The 13,791-nt window shown below is 70.7% G+C and carries 10 protein-coding genes; 7 read left to right on the top strand and 3 right to left on the bottom strand.

Features of this window, described 5'->3' with window-relative positions; all coding sequences use genetic code 11:
* Nucleotides 1–38 precede the first annotated feature (38 nt).
* The 6 genes from JE024_RS07615 (at nt 39) to JE024_RS07590 (ending at nt 8,662) form a co-directional block, all read left to right on the top strand.
* The gene (locus JE024_RS07615) at nt 39–1,247 is read left to right on the top strand and encodes an ROK family transcriptional regulator (RefSeq protein ID WP_205372874.1); all 1,209 of its coding nucleotides are present in this window, start codon (nt 39–41) and stop codon (nt 1,245–1,247) included.
* Between the two features lie 169 nt (nt 1,248–1,416).
* Nucleotides 1,417–2,481 carry a substrate-binding domain-containing protein gene (locus tag JE024_RS07610; RefSeq protein ID WP_205376427.1) on the top strand — a complete coding sequence of 355 codons (1,065 nt, stop codon included), beginning with the start codon at nt 1,417–1,419 and terminating at the stop codon, nt 2,479–2,481.
* 312 nt (nt 2,482–2,793) lie between these two features.
* Entirely contained in the window at nt 2,794–3,582 is a 789-nt protein-coding gene (locus JE024_RS07605) for an ATP-binding cassette domain-containing protein (protein ID WP_205372873.1), read from the top strand.
* Entirely contained in the window at nt 3,579–4,871 is a 1,293-nt protein-coding gene (locus JE024_RS07600) for a sugar ABC transporter permease (RefSeq protein WP_205372872.1), read from the top strand. The genes JE024_RS07605 and JE024_RS07600 overlap by 4 nt, the downstream gene beginning before the upstream one ends.
* A 159-nt stretch (nt 4,872–5,030) precedes the next feature.
* Complete coding sequence (dxs, locus tag JE024_RS07595; protein ID WP_205372871.1) at nt 5,031–6,944, top strand: 1-deoxy-D-xylulose-5-phosphate synthase; 1,914 nt, start codon at nt 5,031–5,033, stop codon at nt 6,942–6,944.
* Between the two features lie 203 nt (nt 6,945–7,147).
* On the top strand, nt 7,148–8,662 hold the full coding sequence (locus JE024_RS07590) for an amino acid permease (RefSeq protein WP_205372870.1): 1,515 nt from the start codon (nt 7,148–7,150) through the stop codon (nt 8,660–8,662).
* Between the two features lie 36 nt (nt 8,663–8,698).
* Here JE024_RS07590 and JE024_RS07585 read toward each other — a convergent pair whose 3' ends face one another.
* Complete coding sequence (locus tag JE024_RS07585; RefSeq protein WP_205372869.1) at nt 8,699–9,070, bottom strand: NTP pyrophosphohydrolase; 372 nt, start codon at nt 9,068–9,070, stop codon at nt 8,699–8,701.
* Nucleotides 9,071–9,217: 147 nt separating this feature from the next.
* On the opposite strand from JE024_RS07585, the gene JE024_RS07580 reads away from it, so the two are divergent.
* Nucleotides 9,218–10,276, top strand: coding sequence for a PLL family lectin (locus JE024_RS07580; RefSeq protein WP_244882658.1), 1,059 nt, complete (start codon nt 9,218–9,220; stop codon nt 10,274–10,276).
* An 82-nt stretch (nt 10,277–10,358) separates the two neighbouring features.
* Here JE024_RS07580 and JE024_RS07575 read toward each other — a convergent pair whose 3' ends face one another.
* Both JE024_RS07575 and JE024_RS07570 read right to left on the bottom strand, forming a co-directional pair.
* Nucleotides 10,359–12,488 (bottom strand): 3-hydroxyacyl-CoA dehydrogenase NAD-binding domain-containing protein, encoded by a 2,130-nt coding sequence (locus JE024_RS07575; RefSeq protein WP_205372867.1) that lies wholly within the window; start codon nt 12,486–12,488, stop codon nt 10,359–10,361.
* Nucleotides 12,485–13,711, bottom strand: a complete 1,227-nt coding sequence (locus JE024_RS07570) for a thiolase family protein (protein ID WP_205372866.1) — start codon at nt 13,709–13,711, stop codon at nt 12,485–12,487. The genes JE024_RS07575 and JE024_RS07570 overlap by 4 nt, the downstream gene beginning before the upstream one ends.
* Nucleotides 13,712–13,791: the final 80 nt, after the last annotated feature.

The raw sequence follows: 13,791 nt of genomic DNA, 5'->3' as shown, positions 1-13,791 counted from the left end.
CGTCGTGCCGTCCACCGGGGGCAGGAGTGGATGAGTCGATGGAGACTCCGGGATCGCAGACATCTCTGCACCGGGCCAACCTCGAGCGGGTCGTGCGCGCCGTGCGCATGGCCGGCTCGCTCACGCAGGCGGAGATCGCCCGGACCACCGGGCTCTCCGCGGCCACGGTCTCCAACATCGTGCGTGAGCTCAAGGACGGCGGCACGGTCGAGGTGACGCCCACCTCCGCGGGCGGCCGCCGGGCCCGCAGCGTCTCGCTCAGCGGGGACGCGGGCATCGTGATCGGCGTCGACTTCGGGCACACCCATCTGCGGGTCGCCGTCGGCAACCTCGCGCACCAGGTGCTCGCCGAGGAGTCGGAGCCGCTGGACGTGGACGCCTCGTCCGCGGAGGGCTTCGGGCGGGCCGAGGTGCTCGTCAAGCGGCTGATCGAGGCCACCGGCATCAGCCCGGACAAGGTGGTCGGCGTGGGCCTGGGCGTGCCCGGCCCGATCGACGTCGAATCGGGCACCCTCGGGTCCACGGCGATCCTGCCGGGCTGGACGGGGATCAACCCGAGCGAGGAGCTCTCCGCACGCCTCGGCGTCCCGGTCTACGTCGACAACGACGCCAACCTCGGCGCGCTCGGCGAGCTGGTGTGGGGCGCCGGGCGCGGGGTGAAGGACCTCGCGTACATCAAGGTCGCCAGCGGCGTGGGCGCCGGGCTGGTCATAGAGGGTCAGATCTACCGGGGCCCGGGCGGCACCGCCGGCGAGATCGGGCACATCACGCTGGACGAGTCCGGTCCGGTGTGCCGCTGCGGCAACCGCGGCTGCCTGGAGACCTTCGCCGCCGCCCGCTACGTCCTGCCGCTGCTCCAGCCGAGCCACGGCACCGACCTGACCATGGAGCGGGTGGTGCAGCTCGCCAGGGAGGGCGACCCCGGCTGCCGCCGGGTGGTGGCCGACGTGGGCCGGCACATCGGCAGCGGTGTGGCCAACCTCTGCAATCTGCTCAACCCCAGCCGGGTGGTGCTCGGCGGCGATCTGGCGGAGGCCGGCGAACTGGTGCTGGGGCCGATCCGCGAGTCCGTCTCGCGCTACGCCATCCCCAGCGCGGCGCGGCAGCTCTCGGTGGCGCCCGGGGCCCTCGGCGGACGTGCCGAGGTGCTCGGCGCGCTGGCCCTGGTGCTCAGCGAGATGGGCGATTCGACGCTTTTGCAGGGAGCTGACACGGCCGTGCCTGCCGGTGCGCTCGCCTTCACTTAGATAACGGATGGCACCGTTGTCATCTCGTTAAGGATTTACTCCTTGACGGCGGCGGCGGGGCGGAGTTGACTTCCAGCCACCTCGGCCGCAACGACGCGGCCTCGTCAGGGAGGTTTACATCGTGAACGCACATCTGCGTCGTGCCGCCGTTGCCGCTGCCGCCACCGCCATGGCCGTCTCGCTCGCCGCGTGCGGCAGTGCCAAGGAGTCCGGCGACAGCACCAAGGAGTCCGCGGAGAAGAAGGGCGACGACATCACGATCGGCCTTCTCCTTCCGGAGAACCAGACGGCCCGCTACGAGAAGTTCGACAAGCCGCTGATCGAGAAGAAGATCGCCGAGCTGACGAACAACAAGGCCAAGGTCGTCTACGCCAACGCCAAGCAGGACGCCACGCTGCAGACGCAGCAGGTCGACACCATGATCACCAACAAGGTCGACGCCCTGATCGTGGACGCGGTCGACTCGAAGGCCATCGCCGGCGGTGTGAAGAAGGCCAAGGACGCCGGCATCCCCGTCGTCGCCTTCGACCGCCTGGCCGAGGGCCCGATCGACGCCTACACCTCCTTCGACAACGAAGAGGTCGGCCACGTCCAGGGCAAGGCCCTCGTGGAGGCCCTGGGCGACAAGGCCAAGGGCGGCCAGATCGTGATGATGAACGGCGCGATCACCGACCCGAACGCCGCGCTGTTCAAGAAGGGCGCGCACGCCGAGCTCGACGGCAAGGTCACCGTCGGCAAGGAGTACGACACCAAGGAGTGGAAGCCGGAGAACGCCAACGCCAACATGGAGGCGGCGATCTCGGCCCTCGGCAAGGACAAGATCGTCGGCGTGTACTCCGCCAACGACGGCATGGCCGGCGGCATCATCACCGCCCTCAAGGCCGCCGGCATCACCCCGCTCCCGCCCGTCACCGGCCAGGACGCCGAGCTCGCCGGTGTGCAGCGCATCGTCGCGGGTGAGCAGTTCATGAGCGTCTACAAGCCGTACGCGCCGGAGGCCGCCGCGGCCGCCGAGATGGCCGTCGCCCTCGCCAAGGGCGAGTCGCTCGACTCGGTCGCCACCTCCAAGGTCGACAGCCCCACCACCAAGGGCGTCCCGTCCGTCCTCGTCCCGGTCGTCTCCCTGACCAAGGACAACATCCAGGACACGGTCGTCAAGGACGGCGTCTACACGGTCCAGGAGATCTGCACCCCGAAGTTCAAGGCGGCGTGCGACCAGCTCGGTCTGAAGTAGTCCGCCCGGGCCCCGGGGGTCACCCCCCTCGGGGCACGGCCCCCACCGTGCCCCAGGGCCGCTCGAGGAGCCCGCGCCGAGGCCGCACAGGCCGGCGGCGCCCACAGGGCTCCGGTTCCTTCCGGGGCGGTTGTCGTCCCGTGGAAGCCTTTCGGTGTCCCGTCTCCGTCCTTCAGCCCCCGCTGCGGGGACGGGATGCCGGGGGGACACTCGCGTGTGGTGTCGTCCGCACGCGGTTCGTACTGCTCAGCCACCGTGCCGCCCCCAGACAGCGGGGGGTGCGGGATCCCCGCCGGTCAGGCGGCGAAGGAGATGGTTCACGTGTCCGCTACGCCCGTGTTGGCGTTGCGCGGGGTCTCCAAGCGGTTCGGTGCCGTCCAGGCGCTCACCGACGTAGAGCTTGAGGTCCACGCCGGTGAGGTGGTCGCCCTGGTGGGTGACAACGGTGCCGGAAAGTCCACGCTGGTCAAGACGATCGCCGGTGTGCACCCGATCGACGAGGGCGCGATCGAGTGGGAGGGCCGCAAGGTCTCCATCACCCGCCCCCACGACGCCCAGGACCTGGGCATCGCGACGGTCTACCAGGACCTCGCGCTGTGCGACAACATCGACGTCGTCGGCAACCTCTACCTCGGCCGGGAGCTGCGCAAGCGCGGTGTCCTGGACGAGGTGGAGATGGAGCGGCGTGCGCTGGAGCTGCTGAAGACGCTGTCGATCCGGATCCCGAGTGTGCGGATCCCGATCGCGTCGCTGTCGGGCGGTCAGCGTCAGACGGTGGCGATCGCCCGTTCGATGCTGGGCGCGCCGAAGCTGGTGATCCTGGACGAGCCGACCGCGGCGCTGGGCGTGGAGCAGACCGCGCAGGTCCTGGACCTGGTGGAACGGCTGCGCGAGCGGGGTCACGCGGTGATCCTCATCAGCCACAACATGGCGGATGTGAAGGCCGTCGCGGACAAGGTCGCGGTGCTGCGGCTGGGCCGCAACAACGGTGTGTTCGACGTGAAGTCGACCTCGCAGGAAGAGATCATCTCCGCCATCACCGGTGCCACGGACAACGCCGTGACCCGCCGTGCGGCGCGCAACGCGGAGGTCCAGAAGTGACCGGCATCGACAAGACCACCACCACCGCGGACGTGCCGGTCGGCAACCCGGAGGCCGCGCACGACGCGGTCACCGCGGTCGACCCCCGCCTGCTGGTGCGCGAGCAGGGCCTGAAGGGCTACCTGTCGGAGTTCCGGCGCAAGCTCCACGCCGGCGACCTCGGCTCGATCCCGGTCGTCATCGGCCTGATCGTCATCGCGGTGATCTTCCAGAGCATGAACGGGCAGTTCCTCTCCGCGGAGAACCTGTCCAACATCGCCGTGACCATGGTCGCCACCGGCATGATGGCCGTCGGCATCATCTTCGTCCTCCTCCTCGGCGAGATCGACCTGTCCGTCGGCTCCGTGTCCGGCGTCTCCGGCGCCATCGTCGCCGTCCTGTCGGTCACCCACGGCATGAACGAATGGCTCGCCGTCCTGGTCGCCCTCGTGAGCGGCGCCGCGATCGGCGCCCTGCACGGCTTCTTCTTCGCCAAGATCGGCGCCCCCGCGTTCGCCGTCACCCTCGCCGGCCTGCTGTTCTGGCTCGGCTTCATGCTCCAGCTCCTGGGCGAGAACGGCACCATCAACCTCGACGGCGAAGGCGTCGTCGGACAGCTCACCACCTACTACTTCACCGACGTCGCCGCCGCCTACGGCCTCGCCGCCCTCGCCGTCGCCGGCTTCTTCCTCTCCTCCTTCCTCGACAACAAGCGCCGCGCCACCGCCGGCGTCCCCTCCCGCCCCCTGTCCGACATCGTGCTGCGCACCGTCGTCCTCGCGGTGATCGCGTTCGCCGCCGCGGTGATGTTCAACCAGTACAAGGGCCTGCCGCTGGCCCTGGTCCTGTTCCTCGCCGTGCTCGTGATCACCGACTTCGTGCTCCGCCGCACCGCCTACGGACGCAAGATCTTCGCCCTCGGCGGCAGCGTCGAGGCCTCCCGCCGCGCCGGTATCAACGTCACCGCCGTCCGGGTGTCCGTCTTCGCCCTCGCCGGACTCTTCGCCGCCGTCGGCGGACTGTTCTGGGCCTCCAAGATCGCCGCCGCCAACCAGAGCGCCGGCGCCGGCGACCTCCTCATGAACGTCATCGCCGCCGCCGTCATCGGCGGCACCAGCCTCTTCGGCGGCCGCGGACGCACCTGGAACGCCCTCCTCGGCGTCATGGTCATCGTCTCGATCCAGTACGGCCTCGCCCTCGAAGGCATCGCCACCCCGATCCAGTACATGATCACCGGCGGCGTCCTCCTCGCCACCGTCGTCATCGACTCCATCACCCGCAAGACCCAGAAGACCGCAGGCCGCGCCTGACCCGGTCCCCCCAGTGCCCGGCACCTCACGGTGCCGGGCACTGCTGCGTCCGTGCCACAGCCGTGACACAGAACGCACTGCCGGATGACCAAGATCGCGGCCGGAACATTAGACTCGGGCAATCGGCATGCTCGATCAGCTCAATGCAAGGAGGCACGGGTGGCACTGCTTTCCCGAATCAGGGGACCGCGCGACCTGGACCGGCTCGGCCCGGAGCAGCTGGAGCAGCTGGCCGCAGAGATCCGGACCTTCCTGGTGGACGCCGTGTCCAAGACCGGCGGTCACCTGGGACCCAACCTCGGTGTGGTCGAGCTGACCATCGCGCTCCACCGGGTCTTCGAATCGCCCCGGGACAAGGTCCTGTGGGACACCGGACACCAGAGCTATGTGCACAAGCTGCTGACCGGACGTCAGGACTTCTCCAAGCTGAAGATGAAGGGCGGCCTCTCCGGCTACCCCTCCCAGGCCGAGTCCGAGCACGACGTCATCGAGAACTCCCACGCCTCCACCGTCCTCGGCTGGGCCGACGGCCTCGCCAAGGCGAACGAGGTCCTGAAGAAGGACGACCACGTCGTCGCCGTCATCGGCGACGGTGCCCTGACCGGCGGTATGGCCTGGGAGGCGCTGAACAACATCGCCGCCGCCAAGGACCGCCCGCTGGTGATCGTCGTCAACGACAACGAGCGCTCCTACGCCCCCACCATCGGCGGCCTCGCCAACCACCTGGCCACGCTGCGCACCACCGACGGCTACGAGCGCTTCCTGGCCCGCGGCAAGGACATCCTGGAGCGCACCCCGGTCGTCGGGAAGCCGCTCTACGAGACGCTCCACGGCGCCAAGAAGGGCCTCAAGGACTTCATCGCCCCGCAGGGCATGTTCGAGGACCTCGGGCTGAAGTACGTCGGCCCCATCGACGGCCACGACATCGAGGCCCTGGAGTCCGCGCTCGCCCGCGCCAAGCGCTTCGGCGGCCCGGTCATCGTCCACTGCCTCACCGAGAAGGGCCGCGGCTACCAGCCCGCCCTCGCCGACGAGGCGGACCGCTTCCACGCGGTCGGCAGGATCCACCCCGACACGGGCCTGCCGATCTCCTCCTCCGGCCTGGACTGGACCTCCGTCTTCGGCGAGGAGATGGTCAAGCTCGGCAAGGAGCGCCAGGACGTCGTGGCGATCACGGCGGCGATGCTCCAGCCCGTGGGCCTGGACAAGTTCGCCAAGGCGTACCCCGACCGGGTGTACGACGTCGGCATCGCCGAGCAGCACGGCGCGGTCTCCGCGGCCGGCCTCGCCACCGGCGGCCTCCACCCCGTCTTCGCGGTGTACGCGACGTTCCTGAACCGCGCCTTCGACCAGGTGCTGATGGACGTGGCCCTGCACCGGTGCGGTGTGACCTTCGTCCTCGACCGTGCCGGTGTCACCGGTACGGACGGCGCCTCCCACAACGGCATGTGGGACATGTCGATCCTCCAGGTCGTGCCCGGCCTGCGGATCGCCGCCCCGCGCGACGCCGACCAGGTGCGCGCCCAGCTCCGCGAGGCGGTCGAGGTGGACGACGCGCCGACCGTGGTGCGCTTCTCCAAGGGCGCCGTCGGCCCCGCGGTGAAGGCCGTCGGCACGGCGGGCGGCATGGACGTCCTGCGGCACGCCGGCACGGAGCGGCCCGACGTCCTGCTGGTGTCGGTCGGGGCGCTCGCCCCGATGTGCCTGGAGATCGCCGGTCTGCTGGACGCCCAGGGCATCTCGACGACGGTCGTCGACCCCCGCTGGGTCAAGCCCGTGGACGAGGCCCTCGCCCCGCTCGCCGAGCGCCACCGGGTCGTCGTCACCGTCGAGGACAACAGCCGCGTCGGCGGTGTCGGCTCCGCGATCGCCCAGGCCCTGCGCGACGCGGGCGTGGACGTGCCGCTGCGCGACTTCGGCATCCCGCCGCGTTTCCTGGACCACGCCTCCCGCAAGGAGGTCATGGCGGAGATCGGTCTCACCGCGCCGGACATCGCCCGTCAGGTCACCGGTCTGGTCTCCAAGCTCGACGGACGGCTCGGCACCGAGGCGGTCGAGCCGGTCCGCGACTGACACCCCGCCACCATCCCGTCCGCGCGGCGGATGTGGACGTCACGCACCGATCGTGTGAGCACGACGTGCCGGCCACGGGCCGGAGGGACACCCTGTAAGGGTGGTCCCTCCGGCCCATTCGGTTGAACCGGCCCCTCTTGGGTACTCCGCGGACCACCCTTCGTCCCGATCATGGCCGGGACGACAAGTGTGGAGGTGCAGCGGTGAGCACAGATACAGACCCAGCGGGCGGCCGGGGCGGGGCCTTCCGTACCAAGACGGTCGAGCAGTCGATCCGGGACACGGAGGAGCCGGAGCACGCTCTCAAGAAATCCCTCTCCGCCCTCGACCTGACGGTCTTCGGCGTCGGCGTCATCATCGGCACCGGCATCTTCGTCCTCACGGGCAAGGTCGCCAAGGAGACCGCGGGGCCCGCTACGGCGCTGGCCTTCGTCGTCGCCGGTGTCGTCTGCGCCCTGGCGGCCCTGTGCTACGCCGAGTTCGCCTCCACCGTCCCGGTGGCGGGCTCCGCGTACACGTTCTCGTACGCCTCGCTCGGCGAGCTGCCCGCCTGGATCATCGGCTGGGACCTCGTCCTGGAGTTCGCGCTCGGCACCGCGGTGGTCGCCGTCGGCTGGTCCGGCTACGTCAGATCGCTGCTGGACAACGCCGGCTGGCATCTGCCGGCGGCGCTGGAGGGGCCGGACGTCGCGGGAGGCACCTTCGACCTGCTGGCCTTCCTGCTCATCCTGGTGCTGACGGCGATCCTCGTCCTCGGCATGAAGCTGTCCGCCCGGATCACCGCGGTCGTGGTCGCGATCAAGGTGACCGTGGTCATGATCGTGATCATCGCCGGTCTCTTCTTCATCAAGGCGGACAACTACAAGCCCTTCGTCCCCGAGGCCCAGGGACAGACGTCCGGCTCCGGCTGGGACGCGCCGCTGGTCCAGCTCATGTTCGGCTACGAGCCGACCAACTTCGGCGTGATGGGCATCTTCACCGCCGCGTCGATCGTGTTCTTCGCCTTCATCGGCTTCGACGTGGTGGCCACCGCCGCCGAGGAGACCAAGCTGCCGCAGCGCGACATGCCGCGCGGCATCCTCGGCTCGCTGCTCATCTGCACGGTGCTCTACGTGGCGGTCTCCCTGGTGGTCACCGGCATGCAGCACTACAGCGAGCTGTCCGTGACCGCGCCACTGGCGGACGCCTTCAAGGCGGTCGGCCATCCGTTCTACGCGGGCGTGATCAGTTTCGGCGCCGCGGTCGGCCTGACGACCGTCTGCATGATCCTGCTGCTGGGCCAGACCCGGGTGTTCTTCGCCATGAGCCGCGACGGGCTGCTTCCCCGGTTCTTCTCCAAGACCCACCCGCGCTTCCGCACCCCGTACCGCCCGACGATCCTCCTGGGTGTGGTCATCGCGATCGTCGCCGGCTTCACCAGCATCAACGAGCTGGCGGCCCTGGTGAACATCGGCACGCTGTTCGCCTTCGTCGTGGTCGCCCTCGGCGTGATCATCCTGCGCCGTACGCGTCCCGACCTGCACCGCGCCTTCCGCACCCCCTGGGTGCCGTTCCTCCCGATCGTGTCGATCGCCGCCTCGGTGTGGCTGATGCTCAACCTGCCGTCCGAGACCTGGTTCCGGTTCGCGGTGTGGATGGTCATCGGCTGCATCGTGTACGCCCTCTACGGGCGCAAGCACAGCCGTCTCGGCAAGGCGGGCCAGGACGCCCGCTACTGAGGCCCGCAGGGCCCCCTGCCGGGCCGCGTGCCGCGCTCAGCGGCGGCGGACCGACCGGGGGCCCGCGCAGCGCGCCCCGTGGGCGGTGACACGCTCCCGCAGGCCCCGGTCGGCGGTCACCACCACGCACGGACGGCCCTCCCGTCCGGCCCGGGCCGCGAGTTCGGCGATCGTGTCGTCGCCGCTGCCGGGAGCGGCCTCGACGAGCACGCCGGGCACCGACGCCACGGGGCGGGCGGCCCCTTCGACGACCATCACGATCGCGACCGGGCCGGACACCGCCGACTGGCCGTCCGGCGCCGCCAGCGCGTCCCTCAGCCGCTCGGCCGCGGCCCGCCGGTCACGCCACCAGCCGTCCGGCACCGAACCCACGACATTGGCCGCGTCCACGACGAGCAGGGTGTCCATGGGGCCAGCTTCGCAGGCACCGGACGAGGTCCGCGAAAATCGGGGTCGGCGTTCCGGTGGCGTCCGGGGACTGAGACACTGTGAGGTGGTGACCGAACACCTACTCGACCCTTTCAGACGCGATGGACTGCCATGGCTACTGCGCCCGTGACGACTCCCCCCGACAGCGGACCACAGGGCTCCCCCCAGGTCTCCGGAAGCTGGCTCACCCGGGGGAGGGACGGCCGGCTCTCCCTGTTCCTGCCCGGTGAGCAGGAGGTGGTGCGCTGGACGGAGCACGGCTCCGGCTGGCAGGGGCCGGACCGGCTGCCCGCTCCCGGCGTACTGCCCCGGGTCGTCCTCGCCCAGGGCGAGGACGGCTATGTGCACCTCGTCGGCGGGCGGCGCACCGCCGACGGCAACCTGGAGCTGGTGCACGCGGTCCAGTTCCAGACCGGGCGCCCCATGCTGGGCTGGTCGTCGCTGGGCCACCCCAACAGGATCGCCAAGTGGACGGGCGACCCGGCCGCCGTCGTCGACGGCGCGGGCCGGCTGTGCGTGGCGCTCAAGAACGGCGGCGGGGGTGTGAGCGTCCGCCTCCAGCAGACCAACGGCGGCTGGGGGCGCTGGCAGGACCTCGGCGGCCGGCGGGTCCGCGAGACCATCGCCGCGGCCGTCGACGGGGAGGGGCTGGTCGAACTGTTCGTCGCCGACGCGACCTCCGTCGCCCGGTGGACGCAGGAGAAGCCGGGCGCCGCCTTCGCCGCGGCCGAGCGGTTGGAGGTGGCGACCACGCCCGCGGTGTTCTCCGCGCTCACCACGCAGAGCGGCGAGGTCGTGCTGTTCTTCAGCGACGAGGACGGCACCGTCCGGCGCTGGGCGCCGGGCCACGAGGAGGACGCCCGGCTGCTGCTGGAGGCCGCGGGCCCCGGTCCGCTGGTCCCGGCCGCCGCCACCATCGACGGCCACCCCTGCACGGTCCTCGCCCAGGAGACCGCGGACGGCGAGATCGCCTTCGCCGCCTACCCGACCGGCAACGAGGACGCGGGCGCCTGGTGGACCCCCACGGCGCCCGGCGCCGGCGGCGGCCTGTCGCTCGCCCTGTGCCCCGACGGGGAGCGGGGGCTCGTCGCCGCGGTCCTGCCGCCCGGCGGGCAGCCGCTCCTCAACCGGCAGAAGACGGCGGAGGACGGCTTCGCCCTCGGCCGCTGGAAGCCGCTGAACTGACGCCGCCCCGGCGGGCGGAGCGCGAAGAGGACCGGGCCGTACGGGAGACTCCCGTACGGCCCGGTCCCTGTTGCGGGTTCCGCTACGCGGGCACGCTCGCGACGCCCGGTGCCAGGAACGGCTTGCCGTTCACGCGCTCCGAGACACCCTCACGGTCCAGGTACGGCGTGATGCCGCCCAGGTGGAAGGGCCAGCCGGCGCCCGTGATCAGGCAGAGGTCGATGTCCTGCGCCTCGGCGACGACACCCTCGTCCAGCATCAGGCCGATCTCCTGGGCGACGGCGTCCAGGACGCGGTCGCGGACCTGCTCCTCGGTCAGGACGCTGTCGCCCTGCTTCAGGAGCGCGGCGACCTCCGGGTCCAGCTCCGGCTTGCCGGAATCGTAGACGTAGAAGCCCCGCTTGCCCGCCTCGACGACGGCCTTCAGGTTGGGGGAGACGGTGAAGCGCTCCGGGAAGGCGCGGTTCAGGGTCTCGGAGACGTGCAGGCCGATGGCCGGGCCCACGAGCTCCAGCAGGACCAGCGGCGACATCGGCAGACCGAGCGGCTCGACGGCCTTCTCGGCGGTGGCCACCGGGGTGCCCTCGTCGATGACGTTCTGGATCTCGCCCATGAAGCGGGTGAGGATGCGGTTCACGACGAACGCCGGGGCGTCCTTGGTGAGGACCGCGGTCTTCTTCAGCTTCTTCGCGACACCGAACGCGGTGGCGAGGGACGCGTCGTCCGTCTGCTCGCCGCGGACGATCTCCAGCAGCGGGAGGATCGCGACCGGGTTGAAGAAGTGGAAGCCGACGACCCGCTCGGGGTGCTGGAGCTTGGACGCCATCTCGGAGACCGACAGCGACGAGGTGTTGGTGGCGAGGACGGCGTGCGCCGGGGCGACCGCCTCGACCTCCGCGAACACCTTCTGCTTGACGGACATCTCCTCGAACACGGCCTCGATGACGAAGTCCGCGTCCGCGAAGCCCTCGGCCTTGTCGAGCACACCGGTGACCAGGGCCTTCAGGCGGTTGGCCTTGTCCTGGTTGATGCGGCCCTTGCCGAGCAGCTTCTCGATCTCGGCGTGGACGTAGCCCACGCCCTTGTCGACGCGCTCCTGGTCGATGTCGGTCAGCACGACCGGCACTTCGAGGCGGCGCAGGAACAGCAGGGCGAGCTGCGAGGCCATCAGACCGGCGCCGACGACACCGACCTTGGTGACCGGGCGGGCCAGCGACTTGTCCGGGGCGCCCGCGGGGCGCTTGCCGCGCTTCTGCACCAGGTTGAAGGCGTAGATGCCGGAGCGCAGTTCGCCGCCCATGATGAGGTCGGCCAGGGCCTGGTCCTCGGCGTCGAAGCCCTTCTGCAGGTCGCCGTCCTTGGCGGCCTCGATGATGTCGAGGGCCCGGTAGGCGGCCGGGGCGGCGCCGTGCACCTTGGAGTCGGCGACGAAGCGGCCCTTGGCGACGGCCGCGTCCCACGCCTCGCCGCGGTCCACGCCGGGACGCTCGACGACGATCTCGCCCTTGAGGACGGACGCCGTCCAGATCAGCGACTGCTCCAGGAAGTCCGCGCCCTCGAAGAGGGCGTCGGCGATGCCGAGGTCGAAGACCTGGGCGCCCTTGAGCTGCTTGTTCTGGTTCAGCGAGTTCTCGATGATGACCGAGACGGCCTTCTCGGCGCCGATCAGGTTCGGCAGGATGGTGCAGCCGCCCCAGCCCGGTACCAGGCCGAGGAAGACCTCGGGCAGCGAGAAGGCGGGGATCGCCTGCGAGACGGTGCGGTAGGCGCAGTGCAGGCCGATCTCGACACCGCCGCCCATCGCGGCGCCGTTGTAGTACGCGAAGGTCGGCACGGCGAGGCCGGACAGACGCTTGAAGACGTCGTGACCGCCCTTGCCGATCGCCAGCGCGTCCTTGTGCCGCTTCAGCAGCTCGACGCCCTTGAGGTCGGCGCCGACCGCGAAGATGAACGGCTTGCCCGTGACGCCGACGCCCACGATGGAGCCCTCGGCGGCCTCCTTCTCGACCTGGTCGAGGGCGGCGTCCAGGTTGGCCAGGGACTGCGGGCCGACGGTGGTCGGCTTGGTGTGGTCGTGGCCGTTGTCCAGCGTGATGAGCGCGAAGCGCCCGGCACCGCCGGGGAGGTCGAGGTGGCGCACGTGCGCCTGCGTCACGACCTCGTCGGGGAACAGCTCGGCCGCGCCCTTCAGAAGCTCAGCGGTGGTGGTCACTTGTCGCCTCCGGCGTCCTTGTGGTGCGGGTTCTCCCAGATGACGGTGGCGCCCATGCCGAAGCCGACGCACATGGTCGTGAGGCCGTAGCGGACCTCGGGCTGGTCCTCGAACTGCCGGGCGAGCTGCGTCATCAGACGCACGCCGGAGGAGGCCAGCGGGTGGCCGAACGCGATGGCCCCGCCGTACTGGTTGACGCGGGCGTCGTCGTCGGCGATGCCGTAGTGCTCCAGGAAGGCCAGCACCTGCACGGCGAAGGCCTCGTTGATCTCGAAGAGACCGATGTCCGAGATGGACAGGCCCGCCTGGGCGAGCGCCTTCTCGGTGGCCGGGATCGGGCCGTAGCCCATGACCTCGGGCTCGACACCGGCGAAGGAGTACGCGACCAGGCGCATCTTGACCGGGAGGTTGTTCTCCCGGGCGAAGTCCTCGGAGGCGATGAGCGAGGCGGTGGCGCCGTCGTTGAGGCCCGCCGCGTTGCCCGCGGTGACGCGGCCGTGGACACGGAACGGCGTCTTCAGGCCGGCCAGCGACTCCAGCGTCGTACCCGGGCGCATCGGCTCGTCGGCGGTGACCAGACCCCAGCCGGTCTCGCCGGCCTCGGGGTTGGTGCGGCGCACCGACACCGGTACCAGGTCCTGCTGGATCTTGCCGTCGGCGTACGCCTTGGCGGCCTTCTCCTGCGAGCGCACGGCGTACTCGTCGGCGCGCTGCTTGGTGATGGTGGGGTAGCGGTCGTGCAGGTTCTCGGCGGTCATGCCCATGAACAGGGCGGACTCGTCGACCAGCTTCTCGCTCACGAACCGCGGGTTCGGGTCGACGCCCTCGCCCATCGGGTGGCGGCCCATGTGCTCGACGCCGCCGGCCACGGCGATGTCGTACGCGCCGAAGGCCACGCTGCCGGCGACCGAGGTCACGGCGGTGAGGGCGCCCGCGCACATGCGGTCGATGGAGTAGCCCGGCACGGACTGGGGCAGCCCGGCGAGGATGCCGGCGGTGCGGCCGATCGTCAGACCCTGGTCGCCGATCTGGGTGGTCGCCGCGATCGCGACCTCGTCGATCTTCTTGGGGTCGAGCGCCGGGTTGCGGCGCAGCAGCTCCCGGATGGCCTTGACGACGAGATCGTCGGCGCGGGTCTCGTGGTAGATGCCCTTCGGGCCCGCCTTGCCGAACGGGGTGCGGACGCCGTCGACGAAGACGACGTCCCTGACGGTACGAGGCACGATGGCTCTCCTCCAGGGTGCGGGGTGGCACTGCTGCGGCACACACGCCTGAGCGTGCGCTTGCTCGGCCCATGCTACTT

Source organism: Streptomyces zhihengii, from assembly GCF_016919245.1.
In the GTDB taxonomy this organism is placed as follows: Bacteria; Actinomycetota; Actinomycetes; order Streptomycetales; family Streptomycetaceae; genus Streptomyces; species Streptomyces zhihengii.
Note: the sequence above shows the minus strand (reverse complement) of the source record. Positions and strands in the feature narration are given on the sequence as shown.